The sequence below is a fragment of the Enterococcus camelliae genome (assembly GCF_042685105.1).
In the GTDB taxonomy this organism is placed as follows: domain Bacteria; phylum Bacillota; class Bacilli; order Lactobacillales; family Enterococcaceae; genus Enterococcus_G; species Enterococcus_G camelliae.
The window spans coordinates 52949-79329 of record NZ_JBHUMO010000058.1; the positions used below are offsets into that span (position 1 = coordinate 52949).

Sequence of the window (26381 nt, forward strand, 5' to 3'; positions counted from 1 at the left end):
ATTTTACAAATCAAATTGTTCCCGAATAAATAGCAACGCATCGTGTTTTACAATGACTTGACCATGCTCATCTAAAACGGCCTTCGTTAAAGGTGCTTTGCGACCAAATTCAGAAACATGGGCAATTACATTTTTCTTTTCTGCTTCAAGGACATCCTCGTTTAGAAAATGAATGGCCAGATAGTATTGTTGATTCATTGTGTACAACGTCGTATCAACATCTTCTAGCTGAACTTCATGCGCCAACCAAACGACCATTTCAAAATTTGCCAATTCCAATATAATTGACTGTCTTGGTGAGGGCGTTTGACGAGTCACTGTTTCTTCCGTTGCAACTTCTTTGGACTCAGCAAAATCATTTTCAAGTTCCTCATCTAGCTCGGACTCATCGAAGTCCGTTTCATCATCCATTTTTCCAAACCATTCAGGCAAATCCCCATTTTCATCACGAAAAGCATTGAACGATTCATTGATTTCTTGTGAATTGCTTTTACTGATAAACAACTCGAGTCCATCACCTTTTGGCATAACTTGGAACGTGACTGCTTCACTTCCCTTGAACTCTTCGTTCACATCGACTTCCTCTAATATGCTATAGAAAAAACTCTCAATTTCGTCTTTATTCCCTAATAGATCTAAAAAAGTGAATCCTCTCGCAGCTAAATCTTCGCCCTTTATTAAGACACGAATTGTATTTTCGTTAATGTGCTCCATTTCCATCTTAGCTACACCTCACTTTACGATTTCTAGCTACCTTCATTGTAACGAATCTTCCCAAAATGTAAAGGATTTATCCCCAATCTCAATTTAGAAAAATCGCAAAAAAATGTAGCCACTTTTCAGCAACTACACCAAATGCTTTCTTATAGCCCAGCCATTAATTGTGCTTGACGCAATTCTAATTGACGAACATCTCTTGGTAAAAAACGACGAATTTCATCTTCGTTAAACCCAACCTGTAGGCGTTTTTCATCAACCATAATTGGTCGTCTTAATAAACCTGGATTTTCTTGAACTAACTTCAACAATTCATTCAGCGGTAAATCATCTAAGTCCATATTTAATTTTTGAAACACCTTAGAACGGGTGGAAATAATTTCTTCTGTCCCATCTTCAGTCATCTGTAAAATGGTTTGCAGCTCATCAATATTCAATGGCTCTGAAAAAATATTTCGTTCGACAAAAGGAATTTCGTGTTCTTGAAGCCAGGCTCTGGCTTTTCGGCAAGAAGTACAACTTGGGGAAGTATACAATGTCAACAACGGAATCACTCCTTTTTCTATTAAACCATGTGCAACAATTGTTCTAATTTCATAATTTTATTATACAGGACAAAAAAATAAATTACTAGTTATTTTTTCATGATTTTTCATTACCGCTTCGTAAAAGTTGATGAAAATCTTTGTGATTATAAGGATTTGAGAAGATGTTAAGACTTTTTTAAACCAGAATAGCGAACCTATCTTTATTGTATAACAGAATGATAAAACTGTTTTATTTATCATTATTTGTTTATTTTATTTACAGAAAAGGTCTATTCCGTTAATAGAAAAAAAAATCTCGGCATTTCTCAATCATTTCTTTGTTTAGAAATGATTTTTCATGATCTTTTTTCCCAAAAATCAAACTCAGCTGTATGATTATTTGGTTTGACTGCCAAATTGAGACTCATACAAACGACGATAAGCGCCTTGCTTTGCCATCAACTCTTCATGAGTTCCTTGTTCAACAATTCCTTCTGAGCTGACCACAATAATTCTAGTAGCGTGGCGAATCGTCGCTAACCGGTGAGCAATAATTAACGTCGTTCGCCCCTTTGCTAGTTGATTCAAAGATTCTTGAATAACTTGTTCGGTTTCCGTATCTAATGCCGATGTTGCTTCATCCAAGATCAAGATGGGAGGATTCTTTAAAAACATCCGCGCAATGGCTACTCGTTGCTTTTGACCACCAGATAATTTGACTCCTCTTTCACCAATAACCGTGTCTAAGCCTTCAGGAAGATTGTTCATCACTAATTCCAAATGAGCCAATTTGACGGCCTGTTCCACTTCATGCTCCGTTGCATCTAGTTTCCCATATAAGATGTTTTCTCGCACCGTTCCTGGAAACAAAAAGACATCTTGCTGCACCATGCCAATTTGTTGACGCAAAGAAGAAAGCGTAATAGCTTGGATATCGATACCATCGATGGTAATGGTTCCACCAGTTCGCTCATAAAAGCGCGGCAATAAATTGCACAACGTTGTTTTCCCAGAACCACTTTGACCAACAAAGGCAATTGTCTCTCCTTGATGAATCGTTAACGAGATATTTTCCAAGACAGGATGCTGCGGATCATAAGCAAACGATACGTTGTCGTAGCAAATGTTCCCATTTAAATGATCTACTGCTTGCGCATTCGGAAAGTCTTGAATCGTCGGTTTCCGCTTCAACTCTTCATTAAAACGTTTGAAACCGGCAATGCCTTTTGGATAGCTTTCAATCATAATATTGACTTTTTCAATTGGTCGGACAAAAACATTAGAAAGCAGGATAAAACTGACAAATTGCCCACTCGTTAACTCGCCTTGTAACGTATAATATGCCCCAAATAATAATGCAAACAAATTCATCAAACGAATAATAAAATAATTATATGCCGAGCTGACTCCCATCACTTGGTAAAAAGTTAGTTTGGATTGACGATAGAGTTCACTTAAATAGTGAAATCGTTTCTTTTCATGGGCTTCATTAGCAAAGGATTGTGTGACACGAATCCCACTCACGGCCGCCTCTACTCCTGCATTAAATTCACCTAAATTTTCATAAATTTCTGTATTTACATTGGTCATTTTTTTGTTAAAAAAATACAAAGCAAACGTGATAAATGGGACCAAGACCACCATGGATAATGCGAGAGACGCATGCATGCGAAACATTAGGTAAAATGATCCAATCAATGTCATGATTGTGATAAAGACATCTTCTGGACCATGATGGGCGACTTCCGATATTTCAAACAAATCGGTTGTCAAACGACTCATCAATTTTCCTGTTTTTTGATTATCGTAGTAACCAAATGATTGCTTTTGTAAATGGTCAAACAATTCACGCCGCATATCCGTCTCAATATTTACACCTAATGAATGACCAAAAAAAACAACAATGTATTGCAAGGCCGTATTAAACATGTAGAAAAGTAACAATCCTAAACAAGCCAAAAGAATATAGTGAAAATTATTTCGTGGCATAATCTGATCAATAACCACATTAACGGCTACTGGAAAAGTTAATTCAAGAGCTCCTGCCAGCACCGCACAACCAAAATCTAGTAAAAATAACGTGCGATACGGTCGATAATAAGCAAAAAATTGGCGCATCATAGTCAACAAACGTCACTCCTTTCGTGATTATCAATTATTATACTCTAATTGAGAATATTGACCACCCTATTTTTAAATAAAAAAAGACGCTGTCACAACTTGCAAGCAGCGCGTTCAAGTAAAACATCTCCCTTCTAATGCCTTTGTCCAAAAGGGGATAGTCATCTCATCTCACTGATTGATAACATCCTCAGTGATTTTTTCTAACGATCTGCTTGCAAGTTTGTGTCACCGTCTCTTTATTCTAGAAATATCTGCGACTTATTCTCCTCCCATACTCAAAATTAGACGAATGTCTTCCTCTGTCATTTGTTGCAATTGGGCCTCATTTCCCTGTATGACTTTTTGGAATAATTCTCTTTTTTCATTTTGCAAATCGTCCATCCGCTCTTCAATGGTTCCTTCTGAAATCATCCGCCAAATTTCGACCACTTGTTTTTGTCCCATACGATGTGCTCGCCCAGCTGCCTGTTCTTCCACCGCCGGATTCCACCACAAGTCATAGAGAATCACCGTATTCGCTCCAGTCAAATTCAACCCAGTCCCACCTGCTTTTAACGAGATTAAAAAGACATCCGCTCCCCCTTCATTAAATGCATCCACCATTTTTAGCCGTTCTTTAGGTGGTGTACTCCCCCGAAGATAAAAGTGACTCAATTCCAATTGATCCAACTCTTTTTCAAGGAGACTCAACATACTAGTAAACTGTGAAAACAACAGCACACGCCGGTTGTTCTGTTTGGCTGCTATCAGAAGGTCTTTCACTTGCTCCAATTTCCCCGATCCACCTTGATAATCCTCCACAAACAATCGTGGATCACAACAAATTTGGCGAAGCCGCGTTAAACCAGCCAAAATACTCATCCGATTCTTTTTAAAGGTACTGGAATCCATTTGACTAATCTCTTCTTGCATTTGTCGCAAATACGCCAAGTAGATTGTTTTTTGCTCCGTTGTCAAGGTACTATAATAGTTCATTTCAATTTTTTCAGGCAAATCATTTAAAACCGTTCGTTTGTCTCTTCGTAAGATAAATGGTTGAATCATCTGCGCAATTTTTTCAGCCGAAAGCTGTCGATAAGCCGCCCTTGAAGGAAAGAAGCCGGGCATAATCAATTGAAACAAAGACCAAAGCTCGTCTAAATTATTTTCAATGGGGGTTCCACTTAAAGCAAAGCGTTGTTGAACTTCAAGTGAACGAATGGCTTGCGCTGTTTTTGTCCCACTATTTTTTACCATCTGAGCTTCATCTAAAATCAAATAATCCAACGAAAGCATTTGATAACTATCAATATCTTGGCGCATACTCGCATAAGAGGTAATCCTGACGTCCACATCTTGCTGCAATAAGGCTTCACGTTCTTCTTTGGTTCCACTGACCACGACTGCGTTTATGCTGGGAGCGAATTTACGAATTTCTTGCAACCAGTTATAGGTCAGACTAGCTGGTGCAACAATTAACGCTTGCAACTGCTGTCTCTCCTGTTTTTCAGATAAGAGGTAGCAAATGGTTTGCAACGTTTTTCCTAAGCCCATTTCATCTGCCAATATACCACCAAACTGATAATGACTGAGCATCTTTAACCAACGATAGCCTGCTACTTGATAATCTCTCAGTTGCGCATGCAATCCTTCAGGTAAAGAGCAAGTAAATGCTTCGGGATGGATTAAGTTATTGGTCATTTCAGTAAACTCATCACTGTAAGAGACATCTTTTCCCAGTGTTTGTTGCAAATGAATGCCTTGGTTTTTCGGAAGGTGAATAACCCCGTCCTTCATTTGAAAGCCTTTGCGTAAGTGGGTCAGAATCTGAGCCGTTTTTTGCAAAGCTTCGGTTTCCAAAGAGACAACTTGGCCACTTTCCAACGTATAGAACTGATCATGCTGCATTAAACTATGCAACATCGCATCAATCTCATGTTCCTTGATGCCAGTAACATCAAAACGAATGGAAAGCCAAGAAGATTCTTCATCTACTAACACATCCGCCTGTAAAAATTGTTCATCCAAGTACAATTCCCTTAATTTTTGTCCAATCTTTACGCTACCAAATTGCTGCAATGCTGGGATATCTGCCCGAAAGAAACGGTATAAGGCTTCACCAGTTGGAATGGGTCGTTGCCAGCTGGTTTCTTCCTTTTGGAACCCCAATGTGCCAAGTAACGTAGCCACTGCTTGCTCGGTCTCCAAATCACGTAAGATTTGTTGCTGATGCGCAGGAACGACTGATTCGGCGGGGTTCGTAGCGAATACCCAATCACCATATTGAAAATGAACCTTCGCGTCAATCATGCCGCGTTTTTTTCGCAAATAGAAGGTCACAACTAATGGCGCTTCCGTTATCAAATCTGCCACTTCGTCAGCAACTTTTACTTGTCCTATCGTCCTTAAAACAGGCAACACTTGACGAAACAGACTAGAAAAATGTTCATCTGAATAGGTAATTTGAGGTGATGGTAAGCGTTTAATCAACTGCTCAATGGTCGAATAATTAGCAAGTTGTTGATCAGATAAACGATACAGATGCGCATTTTTCAGTGCTAATTGATAAAATCGGAAGACTTTTTCAAACGCATCAGATACGTCTAGTAGAAGGTGCTCTTCTTGACGCTGAACAGAAAACTGCAAGGGCGTTTCCTGTTCAAGAATGGCGATACTTGTCTGTTGAAATCCATTGCCGGTAAACTGAAACGGGACTGTTTGAAATATTGTGATAAGTTTCGTTGCATTTTCAACTGGCAACAATAGATATTTTTTGTCCAGCTTTCCTTTAACTTGAATTCCCATTTGACCAAGCAGTTGCTGGGTCTGCGCAATGGCCTGCAACGTCTTTAACAAGCTGAGTGTTGCATGATCAAACGCTTCTTGCACCAATAGGAATGAATGCTTTTTATTGGCTAAATACTTTTTCCCTTCACTGACTACTTGTAAAAATTTGTAAATATTCTTAACGACGTATTTGCGCTCTTCCTTCAGCCCAATTTTCAAGGCGATACCCAGCACATCCATGTCATCATGATAAGGATTTGTTGGTAAAGACTCTAGGGAAATTTCAATGCCTAGCATTGGTACAGATTGAGAATTCGTTCGTTCACCCATTTTTTTTACCCCATTTGTAAACAAATCAACAGGTGAAAAAGTATGAGGAACGACCGTATCTGTTTTTGGTAATTGGCGCGTTTTTCCTTGTTGTCGTAAATACAATTCGACTGCTACTGTATGCTTACAATAGTGGTGCTCTTCCCAATATGGACATTGACAAAAATCTTCCTCTTTCGCTGTAGCGTCAAGATCGACTTGATATAATTCACTTCCTAATACCTCTGCATGCCAGACTTGCTGGTCGGAATCAGGTGTAACAGAAAGGACACGTCCATTTTCTAGATAGGCTCTTCCTCTAGCGATAATTCGTTCTGGAATACTCCATTTCATAAAGATGTAGCTCCTCCCGTAAAAATGATTCTTTTTCTATTATACCACCAGTCCTCACAAATTAAGAAACAGTTAAGCAAGAAATGCCGATTAAAACCAAAAAAACAGTGATTGCTTCATGCAAACTCACTGTTTTTTGATTGTCTCTGATTATTTTTCCTCAATTTTGTAGACAAACTCTGGATTAGCTGCTTGATCAATTGCCGAAAAGGCTGATTGAATCCGAATTTCAACTTCACTTAAGCCCACGTCATTCATCTTCGGAATATCACTGATATCAATTGGCTCACCAAAACGCACAATCACACGTTTGCGTTTCAACAAATCCTTAAACGTCAGCGGTCCTTGATAGACACAGGGAACAATTTTGACATGTGCCATTTTGGCGATTAGAGCCATCCCACCTTTTAGGGCCGTTGAATGCCGGGTACCACTCGGAAACATGATTAAACTCAAATCCGTATTTTTTAAAATCTTGACGGGCGTCTTGATGGCACTAGGACCAGGATTTTCTCGATCAACGGGAAAGGCATTCGCATGACGCAAGATAAAGGACAAAACTGGATTTTTAAAGAGCTCCTTTTTGGCCATAAACGCAAATTTTTTCGGTCGGGCGGCCACAGCTAGATACAATGGATCCCACCACGTACGGTGTGGTGCTACTAAAATATAATTCTCATTTTGGGGAAGCATCTCGCGATTTTGGTAACGAGCATTGCCATTTAATAGAAACAAAATCACGCGGACAACCCCACGCATAAATGTAAAAAACATTGTGTCGTTCCTTTCTTTCTTCTATCAGTAGTATGCAAGAAAAGTAGCTACTTGACAAGTATTTTTGTCGGTTGCTTCTTTGAAAAAACAAGGTATAATGTTGAACGTAGTCTTCGGAGGTGAAAAAATGGTTCAATTACACGCAAATGAACGAATTGATCAATTGTATGCAGATGATATCCAGATAATTCAAAGCAAGGATGTTTTTTCCTTTTCTTTGGATGCTGTTCTCTTAGCCAATTTCCCTCGGCTTCCCAAAAAAGGGCGCATCGTCGACCTATGCGCAGGAAATGGTGCTGTAGGCTTGTTTATGAGTCGCAAAACGACGGCCGAAATCATTCAAATTGAATTGCAAGAACGCTTAGCCGACATGGCCCAAAGAAGTATTCAACTCAATGAATTACAAAATCAAATGCGCATCTATACAGCGGATTTAAAAGATAGTTTGACATATATCGCCGCCGACTCGGTTGATTTATTGGTGTGCAATCCACCTTATTTTCCTCAACAGCCACAAAGCACCAAAAACCCGAATCCTTATTTAGCGATTGCGCGTCATGAGATTCATACAAATTTAGATGAGGTGTTACAAATGACCAGTAAGCTGCTAAAGACTAATGGCCGCCTGGCACTCGTTCACCGTCCGGATCGCTTTCTAACGATTTTGCAAATCATGCGTACGTACCGCCTTGTGCCAAAACGTGTTCAGTTTGTTTACCCACAAAAAGGCAAAGATGCCAACATTCTATTAATAGAAGCAATCAAGGATGGCAAGGAAGAAGGCTTTAATGTTAGTCCGCCACTGTTCACCTATGATGAAACGCAAAGCTATACGCCAGAAATCAGGCAGATGCTCTATGGAAGCTAAGCATTATTTTTACGTGTTGTTGTGTAAGGATGGGACCTATTATGGTGGCTATACAACCAATCCAACCCGACGTCTAGCTGAACACAACAATGGTACGGGTGCCAAATATACTCGACTATCTTCCAGAAGGCCCTTGAACATGATTCATACCGAATGTTTTGCCACTCGCAGCGAAGCGACCAAAGCAGAAGCCGCCTTCAAAAAATTGTCGCGCAAACAAAAAGAGCACTATCTTAAAACCTATTCTGAGAAATCACCGTCAATCATCTGAACAAAAGCGCATGGTAAATGACCAAGTTAAATAAAGCGAAGCACGAGCAAAAGGTTCTCATCTACCTTTTGCTCGTGTATTTTCTCTCTAGGCTTCTTTTAACAGGCCATCTTGCATCCGCAATACGCGATCACATTTTTCAATTAAACGCGTATCATGCGTGACCATAATTGTTGCTTTCTGCTCGGTTTTGGTTGCCTCCGCCAGTAAATCAACAACTTCAAATGCGCGTTCAGAATCCAAACTAGCAGTTGGTTCGTCCGCCAAAATGACAGTGGGTTGATGATACAATGCACGAGCAATGGCTATTCGCTGTCTTTCCCCTCCAGATAATTCACTTGGGTATTTATTGGCTAAGCTGTCAACTCCCAGACGTTCGAGAAGCATTGTTCTTCTCGATGCATCTTTCTTTTTCGTGATATCATCCACCAATAAAAACTGTTGCTTCACTGTAAGAAAAGGAACCAAGTTGGAAGCTTGTAAGATAAAGCCAATTTCATCAAATCGGCGCTTGGCTCTTTTTCGTTCCGATTCCCTACTAAATGCCTTTCCATTAATCTGTACCTCGCCAGACGTAGGTGTTTGTAAGCCACCGATAAGTGTTAACAAGGTACTTTTTCCCGATCCAGATGGGCCAATAATAGCAACAAATTCTCCCGCCTCCACTGCTAGATTGGTTTCTTTTAAGGCTTCAATGGTCTCATCACCATCAAGAAATTGTTTGGTTATTCCTTTTAGTTCAATCGCACTCATTTTCATTCCTCCTAACCAATCGCTTGAATGGGGTCAATGCTCACAATTGTCTTCACGGAAAAAGCCGATCCGACGACTGCGGTCACAATCATCAAAATAGCAGAACCTAACAAAAAGGTCCAATTATTCTCATATGGAACCGCTGCTGGCAATATATACGAACCACTCACGCTAATAATCAAGGCCAGTACTGTCCCAAAGGTTGCTAAAAGAAACGTTTGCACCATAATTGATTTAGCAATATACCCATTTGAAATTCCTTGGGCCTTCATAATGCCAAAAATTGCGCGTTTCTGCATAGTTAACACGTAAATAAAGATTCCAATCACAATGGCTGCAATGATAATTAGTGACCCTATCATAAAACCAAATGTTAGAACTTGTGCACTATAACCTGGCAAATCATTAATAAATGTCGCCACCGAAACTTTCGCTAATTTGTCCTTGTCAAAACTGGTTACCTTGCCACGATAAACGATAGCATTGATTTTTGCCTCCCCTTCAGGAAAAGTTTGGTCATACTTGATTTTTTCAAAATTAGGCAAAGAAAGGTACAAGACTGGTGCAACATTAAATTGCGCATTTTTGGTAAATCCCACGATTTTTACGGTTTGATCTGTTCCCGAGAGACTGATTTTATCCCCAAGTTTAAAGCCGTCTTGTTTCAAAGATACATCCGCGACCACTTCGCCAGCTTCTTCAAATAGACGACCTTCCGTCACTTTTGGTTTCAAAAAACTCTCTTTGTCAATGGCAAATAAACTAACACTTGCCTTTTCTTTTGCCTGACTGTTTTCTTTTGAGGCAATCGCAGACAATTGTGCCAAATACGTTTTTTCCGATGCACGAACATTCGCCAACTCTTTCTCTGAAAATGTAGATAAGTTCAGGTTATTATCTGAATCTTTCGTTAGCAATAAGCCATCGATATTCCAAGTATCCAATGCAGTGCGGTTCTCTTGAGCCAAACCGTAAGACAACCCTGTTAAAAAAAAGACCATAAAGCCAACTAAAAAAATCACACCTACTACGAGACCATAACGTAATTTGGTATGAAGAATTTCATTCCAAGCTAAAAACATGTTTTCACATCCTTACGTATTTCTTATCGTAAGCATAACACGTCACCTAGTCCTTCCAAATAAATCAGCCTAGTTGAGAAGCATTCTCTTTCGAGGAAAGCGCACTTCCTGTTGCACGCAAATAAAACGAAGTAAAGAGCATCCTATTCATTAGACCAATCCGATGAGCAAGGATTTGTTCATACCCCTTGCAATTTCTAACAAGAGCTATAAAAAAAGGCCTTACCCTGCGTAAGTCTCCTCAAGGGACTCCTGCTGATAATGCCTTTCTTTTATTATTTTAACGAAACCAGAGTGCAACAAAAATTAGGTTATCATTCTCCGATAATCTACCGAGAAGTTGCGACCAAAGATAAAGGTTTTTTTGTTAATACTCCTCCCTTTAAAGTGGCGTTTCCTACTCGCCGACTTCTTTAGAAGTTGCTACGGATTGGCTGCCCATTGCGTTTGGTTCACGGTGAAGTCTTTGCTCATTTTGCCATCTTTTTGTTGATAAACCAGATTTTTTTGTGAAAGAGGAATGACCACGCTTGTTAAGAAATAATTTGTTTGCGTAAAAAAGCCTAATTTCTCAAACGCGCGCGCATTTTCTTTTAAATGATACTGAATTCCTTCCAATTTCGCCGCGGCTTGATCTCTATACTCGGGTGTTGTTCGTAAATAATACTGCTGTGCACCGATTTTAAAATAAACAGATCCATAGGCATACCCGAGATACGTGATTTCTCTTTCCACCGGCTTTGACTCGTAGATGCCCAATTTTTCGATACCCTCTCGATTTTGAATATGCGTGTAAGCCGTAACTGTTCCCCCATCATAGTATTTATAACCAATAAAAGCCCGTTCACGATCCCGAATATTTGGTTGAACAGCGCGCATATAGGTTAGGTAAGTATGATAAGAATGATTGCCAACGAGATAAATTCCTCCCAAAAGCAATAAGAAGCTACTCAGAATAATTACCGCTCGCCATTTATTTTTTTTCACGTACAACAAAAAAATACAGAGAAATAACAAGCCAAAAACGCTTAGCAAAAGCAAGCTCATCACACCCGTATGATAAAAAAATTCTGCCCGTTGCCATTTTTCAGGCGTAAAAGTTTGACCAATCATTTTCTTTCCCCCAAGTCTAACGTGAAAGCATTGTACCGCATAAAATTCCTAAGAAACTTGCCAGCAACCCAACTACATAGGTACTAAGGAAGTAAATGAAAAATGCGCGTCGGTTATCTTTTGCAAGTAAAAATAACTCAAAATTCATTGTCGAAAAGGTCGTATACCCGCCCATCACGCCGGTTCCAAAGAACAAATAGGACGTATGATCCATCTGCATGCCTACAAAAAAACCCAGTATAAAAGCACCCGTAATATTGATCACTAGCGTTGCTTTTGGAAAAGGATGTGGCCGTTTTTCAAAGTAACGGTTAATAGCATACCGTCCAGCAGCACCAAGAGCTGAGCCAATGCCAACCAATAATACTGTCATTCACTCACCTTCTTTTTCACAATTGCTTCACCAAGCCAAACAAAGAACAGACCGCCCACAATCGAAGCAAATAAATACAGAAATGCGACAAGATACGCCTGTTTTTGTAGCAGCTGAACTGCATCAAGGGCAAACGAAGAAAATGTCGTCAGGCCCCCACAAAAGCCGGTACCTACACCTAGTATCAAACGTCCATTTATCTCTCGATCTACCATAATCTGTTTGACTAACCAACTAAACAAAAAACAACCTATATAATTAGCGGTTAGTGTTCCTATGGGGAAAAGATGGAAAATAGGTAATTCCACTCCTAATAAATAGCGTAAAATCCCTCCGAAAAAAGCAAAAAACGCCACTACAACATAGTTCATCCTCATTCTCCTAAAAAAGGGCCGAGCATGCTCTGCTCTTAGCCCTTTATTCATTCCTATTTATTGGCACGTTTAACATAAGTTCCTTCTGCCGTATTAATTTCCAGTGATTCACCGGCTTCAACAAAGTCCGGAACGTTCACAACTAGACCTGTTTCCATTGTTGCTGGTTTACCTGAACCTGTGACAGTAGCACCTTTAATTGAAGGTTGCGTTTCTTCAACCGTCAAAATAACGGTTGTCGGTAATTGAATCCCAATTACTTCATCACCAAAGAATTGGATTTTTACTTCCATATTTTCCAAAATATACTTCATTTCTTCTTCAACTGTACTAACTGGAATTTCATATTGATCATAGGTTTCTAAGTCCATGAAGAAAGCTGTATCGTCCATCGTATACAAATATTGCACTGTTTTTGTGTCGATGTGTGCCTTCTCAAACTTTTCTTCAGGTCGGAAAGTTGTGTCATACGTTGCACCTGAACGAACATCCCGCAGTTTCATCCGCATAACCGTATTTCCTTTACCTGGTTTGTGGTGACTTGCTTCTAATACTTTGATTAACTTTCCATCTTGTACAAATGTCATACCAGCTCTTAAATCGCTTGCTGAAATCATGTTTAAACGTCTCCTTTATTTAAAAATAGTCCTTATCCATTGTAACAAAAAGTAGCGGATAACGCTAGTCCGTTCTCTTTTATGATACACAAACCTTCTGTCGGAAATATCGAAAAAAAGCGTCCTAACCAATAATCCACTGGACTTCAACAAGAATCATTTGCATTGGTGCACTTAAAAAGCAGGGATTAACGTATCACTATGCTTGTCTTCTAGGAATTTTTTCACTTTTTCACTCGTCATTGCTTTTTTCAGTTCTTTGATTTTCGCTGAATTTTCATTATCTGCTCGTGCGACAACTTGGATGGAAAAGCGTTGGTCAATCGTTTTTTCTAAAAGTAACGCATCGCTTGGTTTCAGTCCAATTTTTGCAATGTAGGTTGGATAATTATAAACCAATGAAACATTTGGTTCACTATAGGCTTCCGCTAAATTCAATAAATCGACAGCTAAAAATTCAAATTTTTTCGGATTATCAGTAATATCTTTGACCGTGCCATTTACACCCACTCCGTCTTTCAGAGTAATTAAACCATAATCGGCTAAAATGGCTAACGCGCGTCCTTCGTTTGAAGCGTCATTTGGAATGGCCACTTTTGTCCCTTCTGGAATTGCATCAACCGACTTGTACTCTTTGGAATAAAAACCAACTTTGGCATCATAAATGGGTTGAATCGCTACTAAGTCGGTGCCTTTTTCGGAATTATATTTTTCCATAAATGGCTTATGTTCCGCAAAACTTGCATCCGCCTCTTTACTTGCAACCATGTCGTTATAGGCCACGTTGTCATTCACTTGAATCAGTTTGATTTCCCAACCATCTTTTTTGGCTACTTCTGCTGCTACTTTCACCACATCGGTCATCGGTGTGGTTTGTGATGCCACTTTAATCACTTTATCTTCTTTGTTAGAACCTTTTGATGTAGCGTCTGATTTTGATCCACAGGCTACTAAACTAATTGCTAACCCCAACATACCTAGTCCCAAAAATATTTTTTTCATATTCTCTCCTACTTTCGTTTATCTAATTTTCTGGCAAGTACATTGCCCGTAATTTGAATCAAAAAGACCGTGAAAATCATGAACCCGATGGCCACGTACATAATGCCATATTCATATCGCTGATACCCATAACGAATGGCAAAATCCCCAATACCGCCGCCACCGACAATCCCCATGACGGTGGAATAACTGACCATGCTAACCGTCGTCGTAGTAAATGCCAATATCAGACCACTCCGCGCTTCTAACAGTAAAAAATGCACAACATATTGCCATTCTTTTGCGCCCAAAGAATCAGCCAATAGGCGAATATCTGTTGGCACATCGAGGAGCACTTGTTCGACTAAGCGAGCAAACACGGCTACCGCCACGATACTTAGAGGAACAGCTGCTGGAATTGGACCAAAGGCAAAGCCAATCAACCAACGAGTAAATGGAATCAAGGTCACCACAAATAGTAAATACGGAAAAGAGCGGATCAGTGTGATCATCAAATTAATAGACCAATATAGCCACGGGCGTCGACTTTTTAGTTGCGGATTCGCCAAAAATAAGCCAACGCCTAGGGGCAGACCGCCAATCACACAGACAGTTAATGAAATGCCCATCATGATTGCTGTTTCCTTCAGTGATGTCATTAATTCCGGCCAATAGTATTGAATAGTCTCAATGGTCGTCATCTATTCAACCTCCGTTTCACAAGGTCAAAATATGTTTCTTCCACTTGTCGCAGATTGGTTGGCTGATTGATGACTTCTCCTAAAAGATGACCGTGTTCCATCACCAACACACGATTGCATACTTTCTTCACTGTTTCCAGTTCATGACTAACAAAGATGACCGTCAAGTCTCGCTCTTGCTGTACTTGTTGCAACAAACGCAGCATATCTTCGGTATTTGCTTCATCCAATGAGCTCGTGGCCTCATCACATAGCAGAACAGTCGGTTCACGAATAAGAGCCCGGGCAATGGCAACGCGTTGCTTTTCTCCTCCTGACAAATCTTTGGGAAAACGATCGGCTTTGTCAGCCAACCCCACAAAGCGTAGCAATGCTTGCACTTGTTCTGGTTGCTTGACACCAATCAATTTTAACGGCAACCCAACATTTTCTGCCACCGTTAGATTATGCAAGAGATTGTATTGTTGAAAAATCATCGCAATTTTTTGTTTTACTTGCTGCAACTCTGCCTTTTTAAACTGACTCCCATTTTCACCTAAAAAAGTAATGGTCCCGGATGTCGGCTGTTCCATAAAATGCAACAAGCGTAACAATGTACTTTTTCCCGAACCGCTTTTCCCAACAATGCCCAAAAATTCCCCTCTGGCCACTTGAAAAGACACATCCTCAAGTGCAATGGATGAGCCATAAATTTTCCCAACATTTTTAACCGAAAACATCTCGTCCTCCTAATCAAATAGCAAATCTAAACATGCTTGCTTGGTAAAATGAAGAATATACTCTTCTATCGCATGCTTCTCTAAAAATACCTCAACATTCTCGTAGACAAATGGGAGACCAATCATGGCTTGTTCAAGTTCATCAATGGGCAAAGCACCAAAGAAATCTCCAAAAAAATGAATGCCTTCAATGATCCCTGCCTTTGTTGCAATCTTGACATCCACAATCCCCACATTTGGGATACGCGTGCGTCGCTCAATATCAAATGCAGGTGTCTCGCCATAAATCCATTGATTATTGGCATATTTTTCATCAAACAAGGCTTGAATAAGCTGGCGATCTTCCACTGTTAATGCGAGTCGTTTGTCAGCAATAGCCGTCAAACTCTCCACTTGATACAATTCACACAATAATTGATCACGAAATTCCTCCGTCGTCAGTCCTTGCCACTTTTCATCAAGGTATGGTCGGATATTTGTGACATTCTTTCGAACGGAGCGGGTCGCCTTTGATGAAATTTTTTCTTCTGAAACGGTTAGCAATTGGTCTAAAACAGACAAATCGACATGATACATCAGCGTGCCATGAGAATATGTTCGACCATGTTTGGTGTACATGGCATTCCCTGAAAATTTCTTACCATCAAGGTATAAATCATTCCGGCCCCCAGCCTGAGCATCGGTTGCACCCATGCGATGCAAGGCATGCAAAATGGGTTGGGTCACACCTTGATAATCCCCAAAAGCAGTTTGATTTTTCTTAGTGACAAAACTAAAACTCATATTCCCCAAATCATCATAAACAGCCCCACCACCAGAAATACGGCGCGTCAAGGTAATGCCATGCTCACGTAAATAACGCAAATTGATTTCTTCGTACGCATTTTGATTGCGACCAATTATAACACAAGGTTCTTGAATATATAACAGAAGAAGTGGTTCTTCTATATCTGCATGGTCCATTAAATATTCTTCTGTAGCTAAATTCATTCGAATATCGCGACTTTCCATTATATGATATCGCATACATTTTCCTCTTTCCTACATTTTTTCTTTTCAAGCAAATAGCGAATTCTGTTGTTATTTACATATAAAACTGTAACATGTTATATTTCAGGCTGCAACTCTTTTTTCACAAAGAATTTTTTTCAAAAAAAAAATTCATAATTCAAGAAAAGTTTCTTACGTTATCTAGGAATGACTAATGAACAAAGCTTTCACTAACCTCACCTTGCAATGTGAACTTAGCTTGGTTTTATTAACAAACATGCAAATCTAACCCTATCCTGCCCTATCTCCATTGATTTAGCAACAAACATTTCAATGATAGATAGCACAGTTCCTTCTATAAAAAATCGTCCAAAATTGATTTTATTACGCTAGAAAATACTTTTTAAACGCATCTTTAGGATTCTTATAGCATTTCTACATAGAAAGTTCTGTCAATTCATCTACATAAAAACTATTGTTTGCAATAAAACCACATTCGTTTTTTTAACGAATGTGGTTTCTATCAACTACTATGAGAAATTCTGCATTTTCATTTTGTCTAATTTCTGTTGTGAATTGTCGATAAAGTGCAGGTTGGTTTTCTTTTAAGCGTTTGATTCCGATAATTCCCACTGGTTTCATCTTCACATCTATCTGTTCTTTGATTTGATAGACTCCTCGTGGAATTGCTTCAAAAGCTACTACACCAGCATGATCTGCTTTTGCAACAAAAGGTGCCCCTTTTCGTTTGAACTGTTTGGTTCCTCTCTTATTGAACAATGCAAACGCACAGCCCACTACTGGCTTGCCAACGCTTGTCTCTATTCGCAGAACAATCGTCATGGTTTTGCGCTTTAACAAATAAATATACCAGATTTTGAAAAATACCACCGTCATGACTAGTAGCAATGCCATTGTCCCAATCAAAATGGCCCATTGTTTCGCATTTGATGACGCTTGACTATGTTTTATTTTTTGAGCGAGCTTCTCAGTATACGGAACACGATGACCTGTCACAAGTAAACGATCAGTATTAATCATATAAGGTGTACACGTAAGCAATGTCACCAAATCACGATTGGCTTCAATTTTTAAGCTACTTGTATCATCCGGTTTGACAACGTTTATTCGGTCAACTTGATAGGCCATCTTTTTCCCAAAAACAGTCACCACAAATTGATCTCCTAGCTTCACCGCTTCCAGGTTGCTAAATAATTCTCGATTTGAAATGCCACTGTGTGCTGCAATCACCGAATGATTGTTCACTTCGCCCGTCGGATAAGATGTCCCTTGTACAACCGTCGCACCCAATTGCAGCAATGAATCATTCGTGGTGTCAAACAAAGGAATAGCCACTTTGATACTTGGAATGGTCACGTTGCCAATCAAATGTTTTTTGTAGTAACTTTGCGAAACGTTCGTTCCATCCGTATCAAAGTTGACCGCACTTGGATTCAGGCCCCGCTCTTGAATTCGTTTGTTTTCCTTGGCCAATGCCGCACGTTTTGCTTGATAGGCGACTTTTTCTTCTTTTTGGATTGATGCCACTCGTGCTTGATCAATAAAAGTATTTAGCGCATTAATATAAAAAGGATACAAAAATAGTAAGATTCCTACCAAAAAAATGACAAAAATGGTAACACGTCGCAAAAAAATACCTAATGCTGAAGATTTCTTTTTTGTACGTAGATTCGGTTTGATGATGTCCCCTCCTTTACAATACGCCGATTTTTTTGTCCAACCCTTACACCCAAGTGAGTCGCACGCAATTTTTCAAGGCGTATGCGGATAGTTGGCCACGCTCGTTCTTCCCCCATCACAACCGCACGATAATTCCCCCCAGGAATAGATTGAAATGCAACTCGACCAGCCTGATCACTTACCGCAACGACAACTTGCTGGTCTATTTTCAATGGACGCTTGTTCCACCCACGTACCAATTGCACGTTGACTCCTTGAACAGCATGCCCTTGATTTTCTAAATAAAACGTTGCTTCATATTGACGCTTCAAGCCACGAAACAGCCAAATTTTCCGTGCAACCCAAAAGAAGAAAAGACCAAAGAAAACCAAAATGCCCATTATTGTATAGACTAATTTCAAACGATGATAATTTTGTGTTTTTTGAATACTTTTTTTTACTGGATCTTCTTTGTATGCAACGCGCTCAGCCGTAACCAATAAGCGATCAGTATTAATCATATAAGGCGTACAAGTGACCAACGTAATCAAGTCTTGACCAGGTACAATTTTTAAATTATCCAATTGATCTGGTTTTACCACATGGAAGGACCGAATTTTATAAGCAAGCTTTTTGTTCAATACATGCAGATAAATCATATCCCCTTTGGTTAACTCAGTTAAGTTGGTAAACAACAGCTTATTCGGTAAGCCCGTATGACCTGTGATAACTGAATGAGTACTTTCTCCACCGATTGGATAAGAAGTTCCTTGCAATACCGTAGCACCCTCTTCTAATAAACGATCATTGGTCGTATCAAACAAAGGCAAACTCACTTCAATTGCTGGAATAAAAATGGCACCAATATTATGTTGTTGATAATAAGCTTGTGTTGGTTTATCCGCATAATCATGAATATCTGCAAATGGATCTTTCACATTTGTCATGCCTGGTACCGTAATACTCGTTGCTAGTTTGGCATTTTTTTCGGCCATTCTTTGTGCTTCTGCTTTGAGTTTCGTTTGATTTTCCTTTTCTGTTTGATTTATGTAATAGCTAATTCGTTGTTGGTCTAAATAATTATTCAACGCATCCGCTACAAAAGGATAGAAAAAGATGATTGCTCCCACGACAAATAACGTCATCATCAGAAATTTTAAAAAGAAATTGATTTTATCATCTTTTGAAAGACGCTTTGTTTTTTTCTCCATCTTAATCTCCCCTTTCGAAACGAAAGGATTTCAAAATCATCGCTGATTTCAAAATCCTTCCGCCTACGTATCATTCTGAAACACTCTTAATTCATTATACTTCTGCTGTTTCTTTGGATTTTTTATACCAAATAACTGCCCCAAGCATCAAAGCTGCCCCGATAGCCAAGAAGGCGTAAATTCCGGTCCCACCAGTAGCAGGTAGAACGCCTTTACGTACGTTTGTAATTACAAGCGTTCCTTCCCCTTTTGTTGTCGTATATGTTCCCTCACCATTTTCATTTGTTACAACATGAAAAGCTGTCTCAGGTTGATCTGGTAAAACATAACCCTCCAAAGTTGCCGTTTCAATTAACGTATAGTCACCCGTCTTTAATCCGGTTACAGCAAGCTTTCCACCTGATTGTGTCTCGATTGTAGTCACCGCCCCAGTATCGTCATCATCTGCCAATGCCCATTCATTTGCACTTGTTAAAACAAAACTTAAACTATTGCCAGAGCTGTCTTTTACCTGAAATTTCACCCCAGACATTCCATTATTAGAACTTGCATCCTGCTTGATAAAGTTGTAACCGCCCGTGAACACTTCTGGTGTTGGTGTATCAGGCTCTTGATTTTTTTTCGTATCCGTATCTACTGAAACGCTGTTAAGCATCCCTTGATCAACAGGAGCGTCCGATGTCACAACCATGTTGTACTTAATTGATAATTGCTTTCCAACATAGTTCTTTGGTGTCGTTAAAGTTAGTGTATAACCACCGTCAGCATTAAGAACAATTGTATAATCAGTTCCTCTAACTAATGTGGTCTCACCCTCCGTAACTACAAAATTAGCATCTAATAATGTTTGTAAACCAATACTCGGTTTATCTGTCACTTGGAATAAGGTCTGAGCATCTCCAGGTACATTAACAGTCACTGTATAACCTACTTTTTCCCCTACTGAATAACTTAAAATACCGTCATCTTTCCCTTTAACAACTAGTTCATTCTCTTCATTTTTGGGATAAAGATGAATCGTTGACAGATCTTGTTCTCCAGCACTATTCCCCTGCATAAAAGCTACCCCAGCATAATAAACAGGCATAGCAATAACTAATGGAATCGCCTTTTCTGTTACCCCACTGGGAACTTTGGTTTCGACAAAAAGATACGCTTTAAAATTAGTTCCATCCGCTAATTTCACATTTTTGAAAGAAGCAATCCCTTGACCGGCAGTCGTCTGTTTATCCACTACCGTTGTTTGAAAACTAGTATAGTTTGTTTGGATCGATTCAACTGCTTGTTTTGCTGTTTTCCCTTCACCTAATAATCGATTGTATTCAGTTGAAACATCATACCTTGTAAATTCTGCACCGTTCAAAATAGCATAACTCACGCCAAAGTCTGGTTGGTTAATTCCATCATTATCCATAGAATCAGGTGTATTACCTTGTTCAAAAACGAGTTTGTGTAAATCGATGTTTACCATCTGTTCTGTACTCTTAGGATTGGCTGAAGTTGCTCCCCCATCTGCTTGAACAAAAGATCCCCCACTCAAAAATAACGGCAATGCAAGTAATGCTGTTGCAATGATTCCCACTAATCTTTTCATCGGTCTTCCCCCTTTTTACTTTTCCTTATTGGCTGGCCTTCTCCAAAGATACCAACCCAATCCGAATAAAATCATCATTCCACTAATTGCCATAAGTGACTTTGCTTGACCCGTACTAGGTAAAAAAGACTGTTTGGTTGGTTTCAATATGGGTTGTTTTGGTTCAGCTGGTGTCACAGGCTGAATGGAAGTTGCCGCATTTTTTAAATAAATATGGATTGTCTCTAACGGTTGACTTGCTCCTTCTGCATAATAAGGAACTATGACTATTAATGGTGCACTATCATCATCACCAAATTTTAACGTTTTAGAAACAATCGGTTCTTGCACAAACAAGTACGCATTTGCTTGGTCTTGTGGCAATCGGAAGGAGACGCTTCCCTCACCGTTTGTTTGGCTAGTTTGGCCAATTTGCGTCAAACCAGCTTGTTGAATAGCAACTATTGATTTTTGGGCCCATCCTCTCATCCACGTCTTTACATCAAAGTCGGCTTGCCTACTTGCTTCTTGATACCTATCAGTAGCATCATATACTGAGAAAGAAACATTCGCTAACGGTGTTCCTCCGAAAGAGTGATTTTCCAACCCGTTATTCACTAAATTTGCTGGTAGCTCTTGATCAATCCAGATTCGTTTATGCAAAGTGATTGTGACCTCAGATGCTTGCTCATCACCTGTGACAGTCGGAGGAGACCAGAAGACTAAAATTGATAGAAAAACAAATCCGACCCCAATTAGTTGTCTAATTTTTTTCATCGTCCTCGCTCCTCCTTTCGATTACGAAAAACATAGTAACCTGCAAGAAGTACCATCATACCAAACATACCACCTGAACCAATCACAAACATCGCTCTTCCTTGACCACCTGTAGCTGGAAGTTCTCCTTTTTTTGTATTAGCTAATGTCAATCGAATGGTATTGGTCCCTTCATCATTTAAAGAAACATCTGCTAATGATTGGGTAACATCCGTATTTTGATACGAAACAATCACTTCGCCATTAGTTTCAATGGTCAGCTCAATCATTTCTGCTAAAAGGGCATATCCTTCAGGTGCAGCTAATTCTTTAATGATATATACACCTGAATCTAATCCGAATGCTTCTTCCGAGCTACCATCAGCGTTCTTAAAGATGCCTTGCCCATTTTCATCAGTTTCTAAAGTTGCGATGATCGTATCGGGTTCATTCTTTTTGGCAAGTCCGAATTGTGCATCTGCTAACTTCTCTTTTGTATGGTAGTCCTCTTTCAAAATAGAAACATCAAACAAACGTAACTGGTTGTATTTAGCAAAAATCAGCACATTTTCGTTAGTCGTTGCTTTCCAGTACCAGCCATCAACTGATGGTAAGTTTGTCGCCACAATTTCGGTATCAGCTTCGCTGTATACTTTGCCATCAATGGTTACTCGGAATTTATATGGAGTATTCTCTTCGAGATACCCTGTTGGCGTAGTGGTTTCTTGAATCGTATAATATCCTGGCGTCAGTGATTTAAACGAGCTCGTTTCATTACCAATCAGATCATTCAGCGCTCCAATTACTGTTCCGTTTCCTTGCCAGTTTTCTGCATACTGCTTCAATGTAAATTTAGCACCAGAAAGCATGTCAGTTGAATCTCTACGATATTTCTCAGTTCGAAAAATGATTGGCTTAAATTGGTTCTCAATTGTATAGTGAATCTTATGCTCTGATACAATCACGCCATCCTCGGTGTTATTAATGGTAACAACACCCGTTTCACTCACCCTCACTTGCCATGTCGATGTTGTCGGCTCATGACCAGTAGGTGCTGTCACTTCAATTAATGTATAGGTTGAATTTAACTGTAGTTTAACCGTGGTTGGCAATGTATATGTTCCATCTTCTTGATCCAGTAATAAAATCCCAGCAGATGGAAGTGTCCCCCCAGTTAACTTAAAAACAGCTCCTTTCAACGGTGTTTCGTTTTGATTGGAAATTTTGGAAATTACTAATCCTAATGGAGTGAATAGTTTTGTATTCGTCCAAATTGAGCCATCCGTATTTGAACTAGCTTCATAGCCATCAGGTACCGTTGCTTCATCAATGGTGTATGTAAAGTTCACACCTTGATTATTAAATTTTGGTAACCACAACGTCTGTGAGCCACCAATCGCACTTGCAACCTGTGCAATAGTCGCATTCATCCAGGTTGGTGCACTCAATCGAACATACCCCTTTGTCCAAGCTCCACTGGTCGTAACAACCGATCTTGTAATTGAAAAATCTACTGTCTCTGGACGCTGACTTGGATCATTATCATACTCCTGCCAACGCTTCTCAATGCTTAGCTTCACTCCAGCTGCTTTCGCCGATGGCACTCCAAAATCTACCTGATTGGTTGGATTCGTACCATTTGGCGTAAAAAGCGTACGACCATTCATTGGATACCATTGGTCAGGAACAAAACTACTTGATTCGGTATTGATACGCACTTGATAGTGAATTTGAACTTCCTGATTCTTTCCTAAAGTCAAATTGCTCACATTTAGCTGATTTCCTGCTATATTGGCACTAGGAAGTGTGGTAACTGTGCTCGTTCCGACACTTGTCACATCAACAACGGAACTATTGTATATGAATTGATCACCAATTGGGTCTTTAATGTTCCCTTGATTGACCGTATTGAATGCACTCACTACATTCACTGCTTGATTTTGCAGGTATGTTTTCACCGCATCTGAAGTATTGGCATCTTGATAATAACCGGTAGATGCCATAAGACTGGTTCGTTGACGAACTTGTGTCTGAGTTAAATAACTACCATCAGCTCCTAGTTGAATACCTAGGACATGTAATTGTGTGCCACTATCTTTGGCTAGTTTCGCTTCGCCAAGCGTTGCGGCAAAAGTGTCATAAATCCGATTGCCAGTTGTATCTACGTAAGAAGAATCTAATTTAGACGTATTGCCAGGATTATCTAACCCTGTACCAAATTCCGTTCCATACAAAACACCACCTATTAAAGTAGATTTTGTCACTTTGTAGGAATACGTTGGTACGCCATCTGTCAATAGAATCATCATTTTTTGATTAGTACTGCTGTAGCTATTAAGCATATTCTTTCCGGTTTGAATTCCTAATTGGGTAAAGGTTCCACCAATGAATGTCTGGTTTAATTGATTATTAATATTCGTAACATGGTTATTGTTAGAAACTGGATGAATTTCTTCTTTAATCAACCCGACATAATTAGGCTGGTTCAAACTTGAATACCCAACAAATCCGACATTGACATACTGACCAATACCTGCATCTTTAATATAAGTTAAAAAATCTTTGACACCTTGTCTTACGGCTGAGGCTTTTGCTGATTCCATCGAGCCTGACATATCCACTACTAGCACAATATCAATAGGCTTGATGTCTCTCAACTCGTTCCCGCGAACATTTAGGTATACATCGTAAAGTCCGTGCGTGCTGGTTTCTTTTGCGTACTTTCGAATCGCAAATTCAGCATTTGCTCCCGTACCACCATATTCTATATACGAATTGGTTTTATTCGCAGGATTGCCATCCCAATTCGCTACCCCATCCCAACTCGTTGAGCCGTACTTCTTACCTTGATGGTTACGAACTGTGGTGTTTCCAGTTGGTGACCAACTACTTTTTGGATAAATCCCTTCCGTATCAGTCGTGTACTCTGGCTGAATAGCTGGATAATTTACGCCTTCACTTAGCGAATGAATACTTTCGAAAATAGATTTTGAGGAAAAATTAGATGCCGTGCTCCGATCTGCCTGAATTGTTGTGGACGACTCGTTTGTTTTTTCCTCCACTACCTTGGTTTCCACGGGTGCTTCTTCTTTTGGTAAGGTAGAGGCTTCGGTTGTTTCTGTTGGTTGCTCAGTTGGATTAGTTATCTGTTTATCATTGGTCGCTTCACTCACCTGTTTTGATTCATCATTGCTGTCCGACTGTTTGGATTTTCCAGGTGCATACAGTGTGTAATTTTGCGAACCAATATCCGGCAAACTGTTTTCCGTCAAAACTTCTTCCGTCGTTTCAATTGTTTGACTATCTACTTGAACTTTCAACTGCAGACTTGTGATAGTTGCTTCGGTTTCAAATGAAAGTGTCCCCTCATCTAATGACTGAAAAGAGCTGACAAACCAATCATTTTCATCAAAAGTCCACCCATCTTTTTGCATGGTTCTTACTACTTGACCGTTTGAATCAGTCAAATGGAACTTGACCCGCTGTTGCTCGGATTCATTACTTGCCTTGGATTTGTAATGAATATCCCAGATAATTGTTTCGGCAGATCCCCTAACAACAGTGCGAACATCCAAGCGATCGTTGGTAATCACCTGTTGCGTTATTTCCTGTGATGAATCTGCAAATGCTTTGGATGCCTGGATCAAGTTTGGAATAAAACCTAATACTAATAAACATATACTGAGCCATACAGGCCACCTTTTCTTCATATCCTCCCTCCAATCTCAGTCCCTCTATCGACTATGCTCCCCCATGCCCGTCAACGACTCTTACGATCTAACATCAGATACCTAACAATTCTTGGCTATAAATGATGGTTTCTATCTATCCTAAGTGTATGCGACAACACGAAAAAACCGATTTTTCATTGTCATTTTCTCGTCTACGAAAAAAGGAGCGTTTTTTTCAAAGACATTTCACTTGACACGTTTATCCTAAAAAAAAAAAAAAGAAAACCCATGAAAAAATCACGCATTTTTTTATCGTGTAAAACTTAGCACTCTCTGATTTTTCATGAAAGATACATTTTTACTAACTCCAGATTTTTGGCTATGACCGTTTGTCAACTTTTGTTCAATTTATTTAAAAACACTCAACATTTGTAAAAAAAAATTATTCTTGATTCATTCTATTTCTACACAAAAAAAACACATGACCTAGTTAAGGCATGTGCGTGAACTACTCACCGCTTAGCTAAACCTGACGGTTCTTAACGCTTGAAGTGGGAGCTTCTTGGGAATAGAGCATACTTGATAGCTTATTTCTTTACTAACAGCGGTGTCTCTTATTTACCAAGCTATCCCCGTAGTACCTACGGTTCTTGATTGTTTCTAGGCTAACGCTTGTATTCGTAGACCTTCGGTCAGGATATTGATACTTGCGTTGATATCTCGGTCGTGATGGGTATGATAAATAGGACAAGTCCATTCTCGAATTTTGAGAGATTTCTTGCCGTCTTTATGTCCGCACTCTGAACAGATTTGACTAGATGGAAACCAATTATCTACTTTGATGCTTTCACGTCCGTACCAATAGAGGACGGGCGATGAATGCCTAATTTAGTTAAACTGGGGAGCATCGTTGATCACTCGATGTGTTTCTTGTACTCCTATACAAAAAACATGAATAGTTTAAAGAAAAACAAATGACAAATTGCAAGTACAAGTTAGCCACCTAGCGAAATAAAGCATGTTATTGATAAAGCTTCGTGCTGATTGACATTGAGCGTGGTGTGTTAGTCTGAACTG

General features: G+C 39.5%; 22 protein-coding genes and 1 pseudogene. 2 read left to right on the top strand and 21 right to left on the bottom strand.

Annotated features, from left to right (window positions below; genetic code table 11):
• Nucleotides 1-3 precede the first annotated feature (3 nt).
• The 5 genes from ACFSR0_RS10030 to ACFSR0_RS10050 form a co-directional block, all read right to left on the bottom strand.
• Nucleotides 4-720, bottom strand: a complete 717-nt coding sequence (locus tag ACFSR0_RS10030; RefSeq protein ID WP_379982391.1) for an adaptor protein MecA — start codon at nt 718-720, stop codon at nt 4-6.
• 143 nt (nt 721-863) lie between these two features.
• Nucleotides 864-1262, bottom strand: coding sequence for a transcriptional regulator SpxA (spxA, locus tag ACFSR0_RS10035; RefSeq protein ID WP_040366011.1), 399 nt, complete (start codon nt 1260-1262; stop codon nt 864-866).
• Between the two features lie 378 nt (nt 1263-1640).
• Nucleotides 1641-3365 carry an ABC transporter ATP-binding protein gene (locus ACFSR0_RS10040; RefSeq protein WP_379982441.1) on the bottom strand — a complete coding sequence of 575 codons (1725 nt, stop codon included), beginning with the start codon at nt 3363-3365 and terminating at the stop codon, nt 1641-1643.
• Nucleotides 3366-3626: 261 nt separating this feature from the next.
• Nucleotides 3627-6797: an SNF2 helicase associated domain-containing protein gene (locus tag ACFSR0_RS10045; protein WP_379982393.1), complete on the bottom strand. Its 3171-nt coding sequence runs from the start codon at nt 6795-6797 to the stop codon at nt 3627-3629.
• Nucleotides 6798-6947: 150 nt separating this feature from the next.
• The gene (locus ACFSR0_RS10050; protein ID WP_379982395.1) at nt 6948-7571 is read right to left on the bottom strand and encodes a lysophospholipid acyltransferase family protein; all 624 of its coding nucleotides are present in this window, start codon (nt 7569-7571) and stop codon (nt 6948-6950) included.
• A 127-nt stretch (nt 7572-7698) separates the two neighbouring features.
• Here ACFSR0_RS10050 and ACFSR0_RS10055 point away from each other — a divergent pair, with 127 nt between their 5' ends.
• Both ACFSR0_RS10055 and ACFSR0_RS10060 read left to right on the top strand, forming a co-directional pair.
• Nucleotides 7699-8439, top strand: a complete 741-nt coding sequence (locus ACFSR0_RS10055) for a tRNA1(Val) (adenine(37)-N6)-methyltransferase (RefSeq protein WP_379982397.1) — start codon at nt 7699-7701, stop codon at nt 8437-8439.
• Nucleotides 8429-8710: a GIY-YIG nuclease family protein gene (locus tag ACFSR0_RS10060; RefSeq protein ID WP_379982399.1), complete on the top strand. Its 282-nt coding sequence runs from the start codon at nt 8429-8431 to the stop codon at nt 8708-8710. Before ACFSR0_RS10055 ends, ACFSR0_RS10060 begins: the two co-directional genes overlap by 11 nt.
• Nucleotides 8711-8797: 87 nt before the next feature.
• Here ACFSR0_RS10060 and ACFSR0_RS10065 read toward each other — a convergent pair whose 3' ends face one another.
• From ACFSR0_RS10065 to ACFSR0_RS10140, 16 genes and pseudogenes are all read right to left on the bottom strand, one after another.
• Nucleotides 8798-9463 carry an ABC transporter ATP-binding protein gene (locus ACFSR0_RS10065; RefSeq protein ID WP_379982401.1) on the bottom strand — a complete coding sequence of 222 codons (666 nt, stop codon included), beginning with the start codon at nt 9461-9463 and terminating at the stop codon, nt 8798-8800.
• Nucleotides 9464-9474: 11 nt separating this feature from the next.
• Nucleotides 9475-10545 carry an ABC transporter permease gene (locus ACFSR0_RS10070; protein WP_379982403.1) on the bottom strand — a complete coding sequence of 357 codons (1071 nt, stop codon included), beginning with the start codon at nt 10543-10545 and terminating at the stop codon, nt 9475-9477.
• A 423-nt stretch (nt 10546-10968) separates the two neighbouring features.
• A complete protein-coding gene (locus tag ACFSR0_RS10075; protein ID WP_379982405.1) occupies nt 10969-11658 on the bottom strand; it encodes a hypothetical protein in 690 nt (229 codons plus the stop codon).
• Between the two features lie 16 nt (nt 11659-11674).
• The gene (locus ACFSR0_RS10080; RefSeq protein ID WP_379982407.1) at nt 11675-12031 is read right to left on the bottom strand and encodes a fluoride efflux transporter FluC; all 357 of its coding nucleotides are present in this window, start codon (nt 12029-12031) and stop codon (nt 11675-11677) included.
• Nucleotides 12028-12402, bottom strand: a complete 375-nt coding sequence (crcB, locus tag ACFSR0_RS10085) for a fluoride efflux transporter CrcB (protein ID WP_379982409.1) — start codon at nt 12400-12402, stop codon at nt 12028-12030. Before crcB ends, ACFSR0_RS10080 begins: the two co-directional genes overlap by 4 nt.
• A gap of 56 nt (nt 12403-12458) precedes the next feature.
• A complete protein-coding gene (gene efp / locus ACFSR0_RS10090; RefSeq protein ID WP_379982411.1) occupies nt 12459-13022 on the bottom strand; it encodes an elongation factor P in 564 nt (187 codons plus the stop codon).
• 174 nt (nt 13023-13196) lie between these two features.
• On the bottom strand, nt 13197-14024 hold the full coding sequence (locus tag ACFSR0_RS10095; RefSeq protein ID WP_379982413.1) for a MetQ/NlpA family ABC transporter substrate-binding protein: 828 nt from the start codon (nt 14022-14024) through the stop codon (nt 13197-13199).
• Between the two features lie 8 nt (nt 14025-14032).
• The gene (locus tag ACFSR0_RS10100; RefSeq protein WP_379982415.1) at nt 14033-14704 is read right to left on the bottom strand and encodes a methionine ABC transporter permease; all 672 of its coding nucleotides are present in this window, start codon (nt 14702-14704) and stop codon (nt 14033-14035) included.
• Nucleotides 14701-15423 carry an ATP-binding cassette domain-containing protein gene (locus tag ACFSR0_RS10105; protein ID WP_379982417.1) on the bottom strand — a complete coding sequence of 241 codons (723 nt, stop codon included), beginning with the start codon at nt 15421-15423 and terminating at the stop codon, nt 14701-14703. The genes ACFSR0_RS10100 and ACFSR0_RS10105 overlap by 4 nt, the downstream gene beginning before the upstream one ends.
• Before the next feature lie 9 nt (nt 15424-15432).
• Nucleotides 15433-16449 (bottom strand): lipoate--protein ligase, encoded by a 1017-nt coding sequence (locus ACFSR0_RS10110; RefSeq protein ID WP_379982419.1) that lies wholly within the window; start codon nt 16447-16449, stop codon nt 15433-15435.
• A 468-nt stretch (nt 16450-16917) separates the two neighbouring features.
• On the bottom strand, nt 16918-18063 hold the full coding sequence (locus ACFSR0_RS10115; RefSeq protein WP_379982421.1) for a class C sortase: 1146 nt from the start codon (nt 18061-18063) through the stop codon (nt 16918-16920).
• An 8-nt stretch (nt 18064-18071) separates the two neighbouring features.
• Entirely contained in the window at nt 18072-19304 is a 1233-nt protein-coding gene (locus ACFSR0_RS10120; RefSeq protein WP_379982423.1) for a class C sortase, read from the bottom strand.
• A gap of 94 nt (nt 19305-19398) precedes the next feature.
• Nucleotides 19399-20898, bottom strand: a complete 1500-nt coding sequence (locus ACFSR0_RS10125) for a SpaH/EbpB family LPXTG-anchored major pilin (RefSeq protein WP_379982425.1) — start codon at nt 20896-20898, stop codon at nt 19399-19401.
• Nucleotides 20899-20913: 15 nt separating this feature from the next.
• The gene (locus ACFSR0_RS10130) at nt 20914-21654 is read right to left on the bottom strand and encodes a pilin N-terminal domain-containing protein (RefSeq protein ID WP_379982427.1); all 741 of its coding nucleotides are present in this window, start codon (nt 21652-21654) and stop codon (nt 20914-20916) included.
• Complete coding sequence (locus tag ACFSR0_RS10135; protein ID WP_379982429.1) at nt 21651-25343, bottom strand: SpaA isopeptide-forming pilin-related protein; 3693 nt, start codon at nt 25341-25343, stop codon at nt 21651-21653. Before ACFSR0_RS10135 ends, ACFSR0_RS10130 begins: the two co-directional genes overlap by 4 nt.
• A gap of 621 nt (nt 25344-25964) precedes the next feature.
• A pseudogene (locus tag ACFSR0_RS10140) lies at nt 25965-26165 on the bottom strand (zinc ribbon domain-containing protein); the annotation flags it as partial.
• Nucleotides 26166-26381 lie beyond the last annotated feature (216 nt).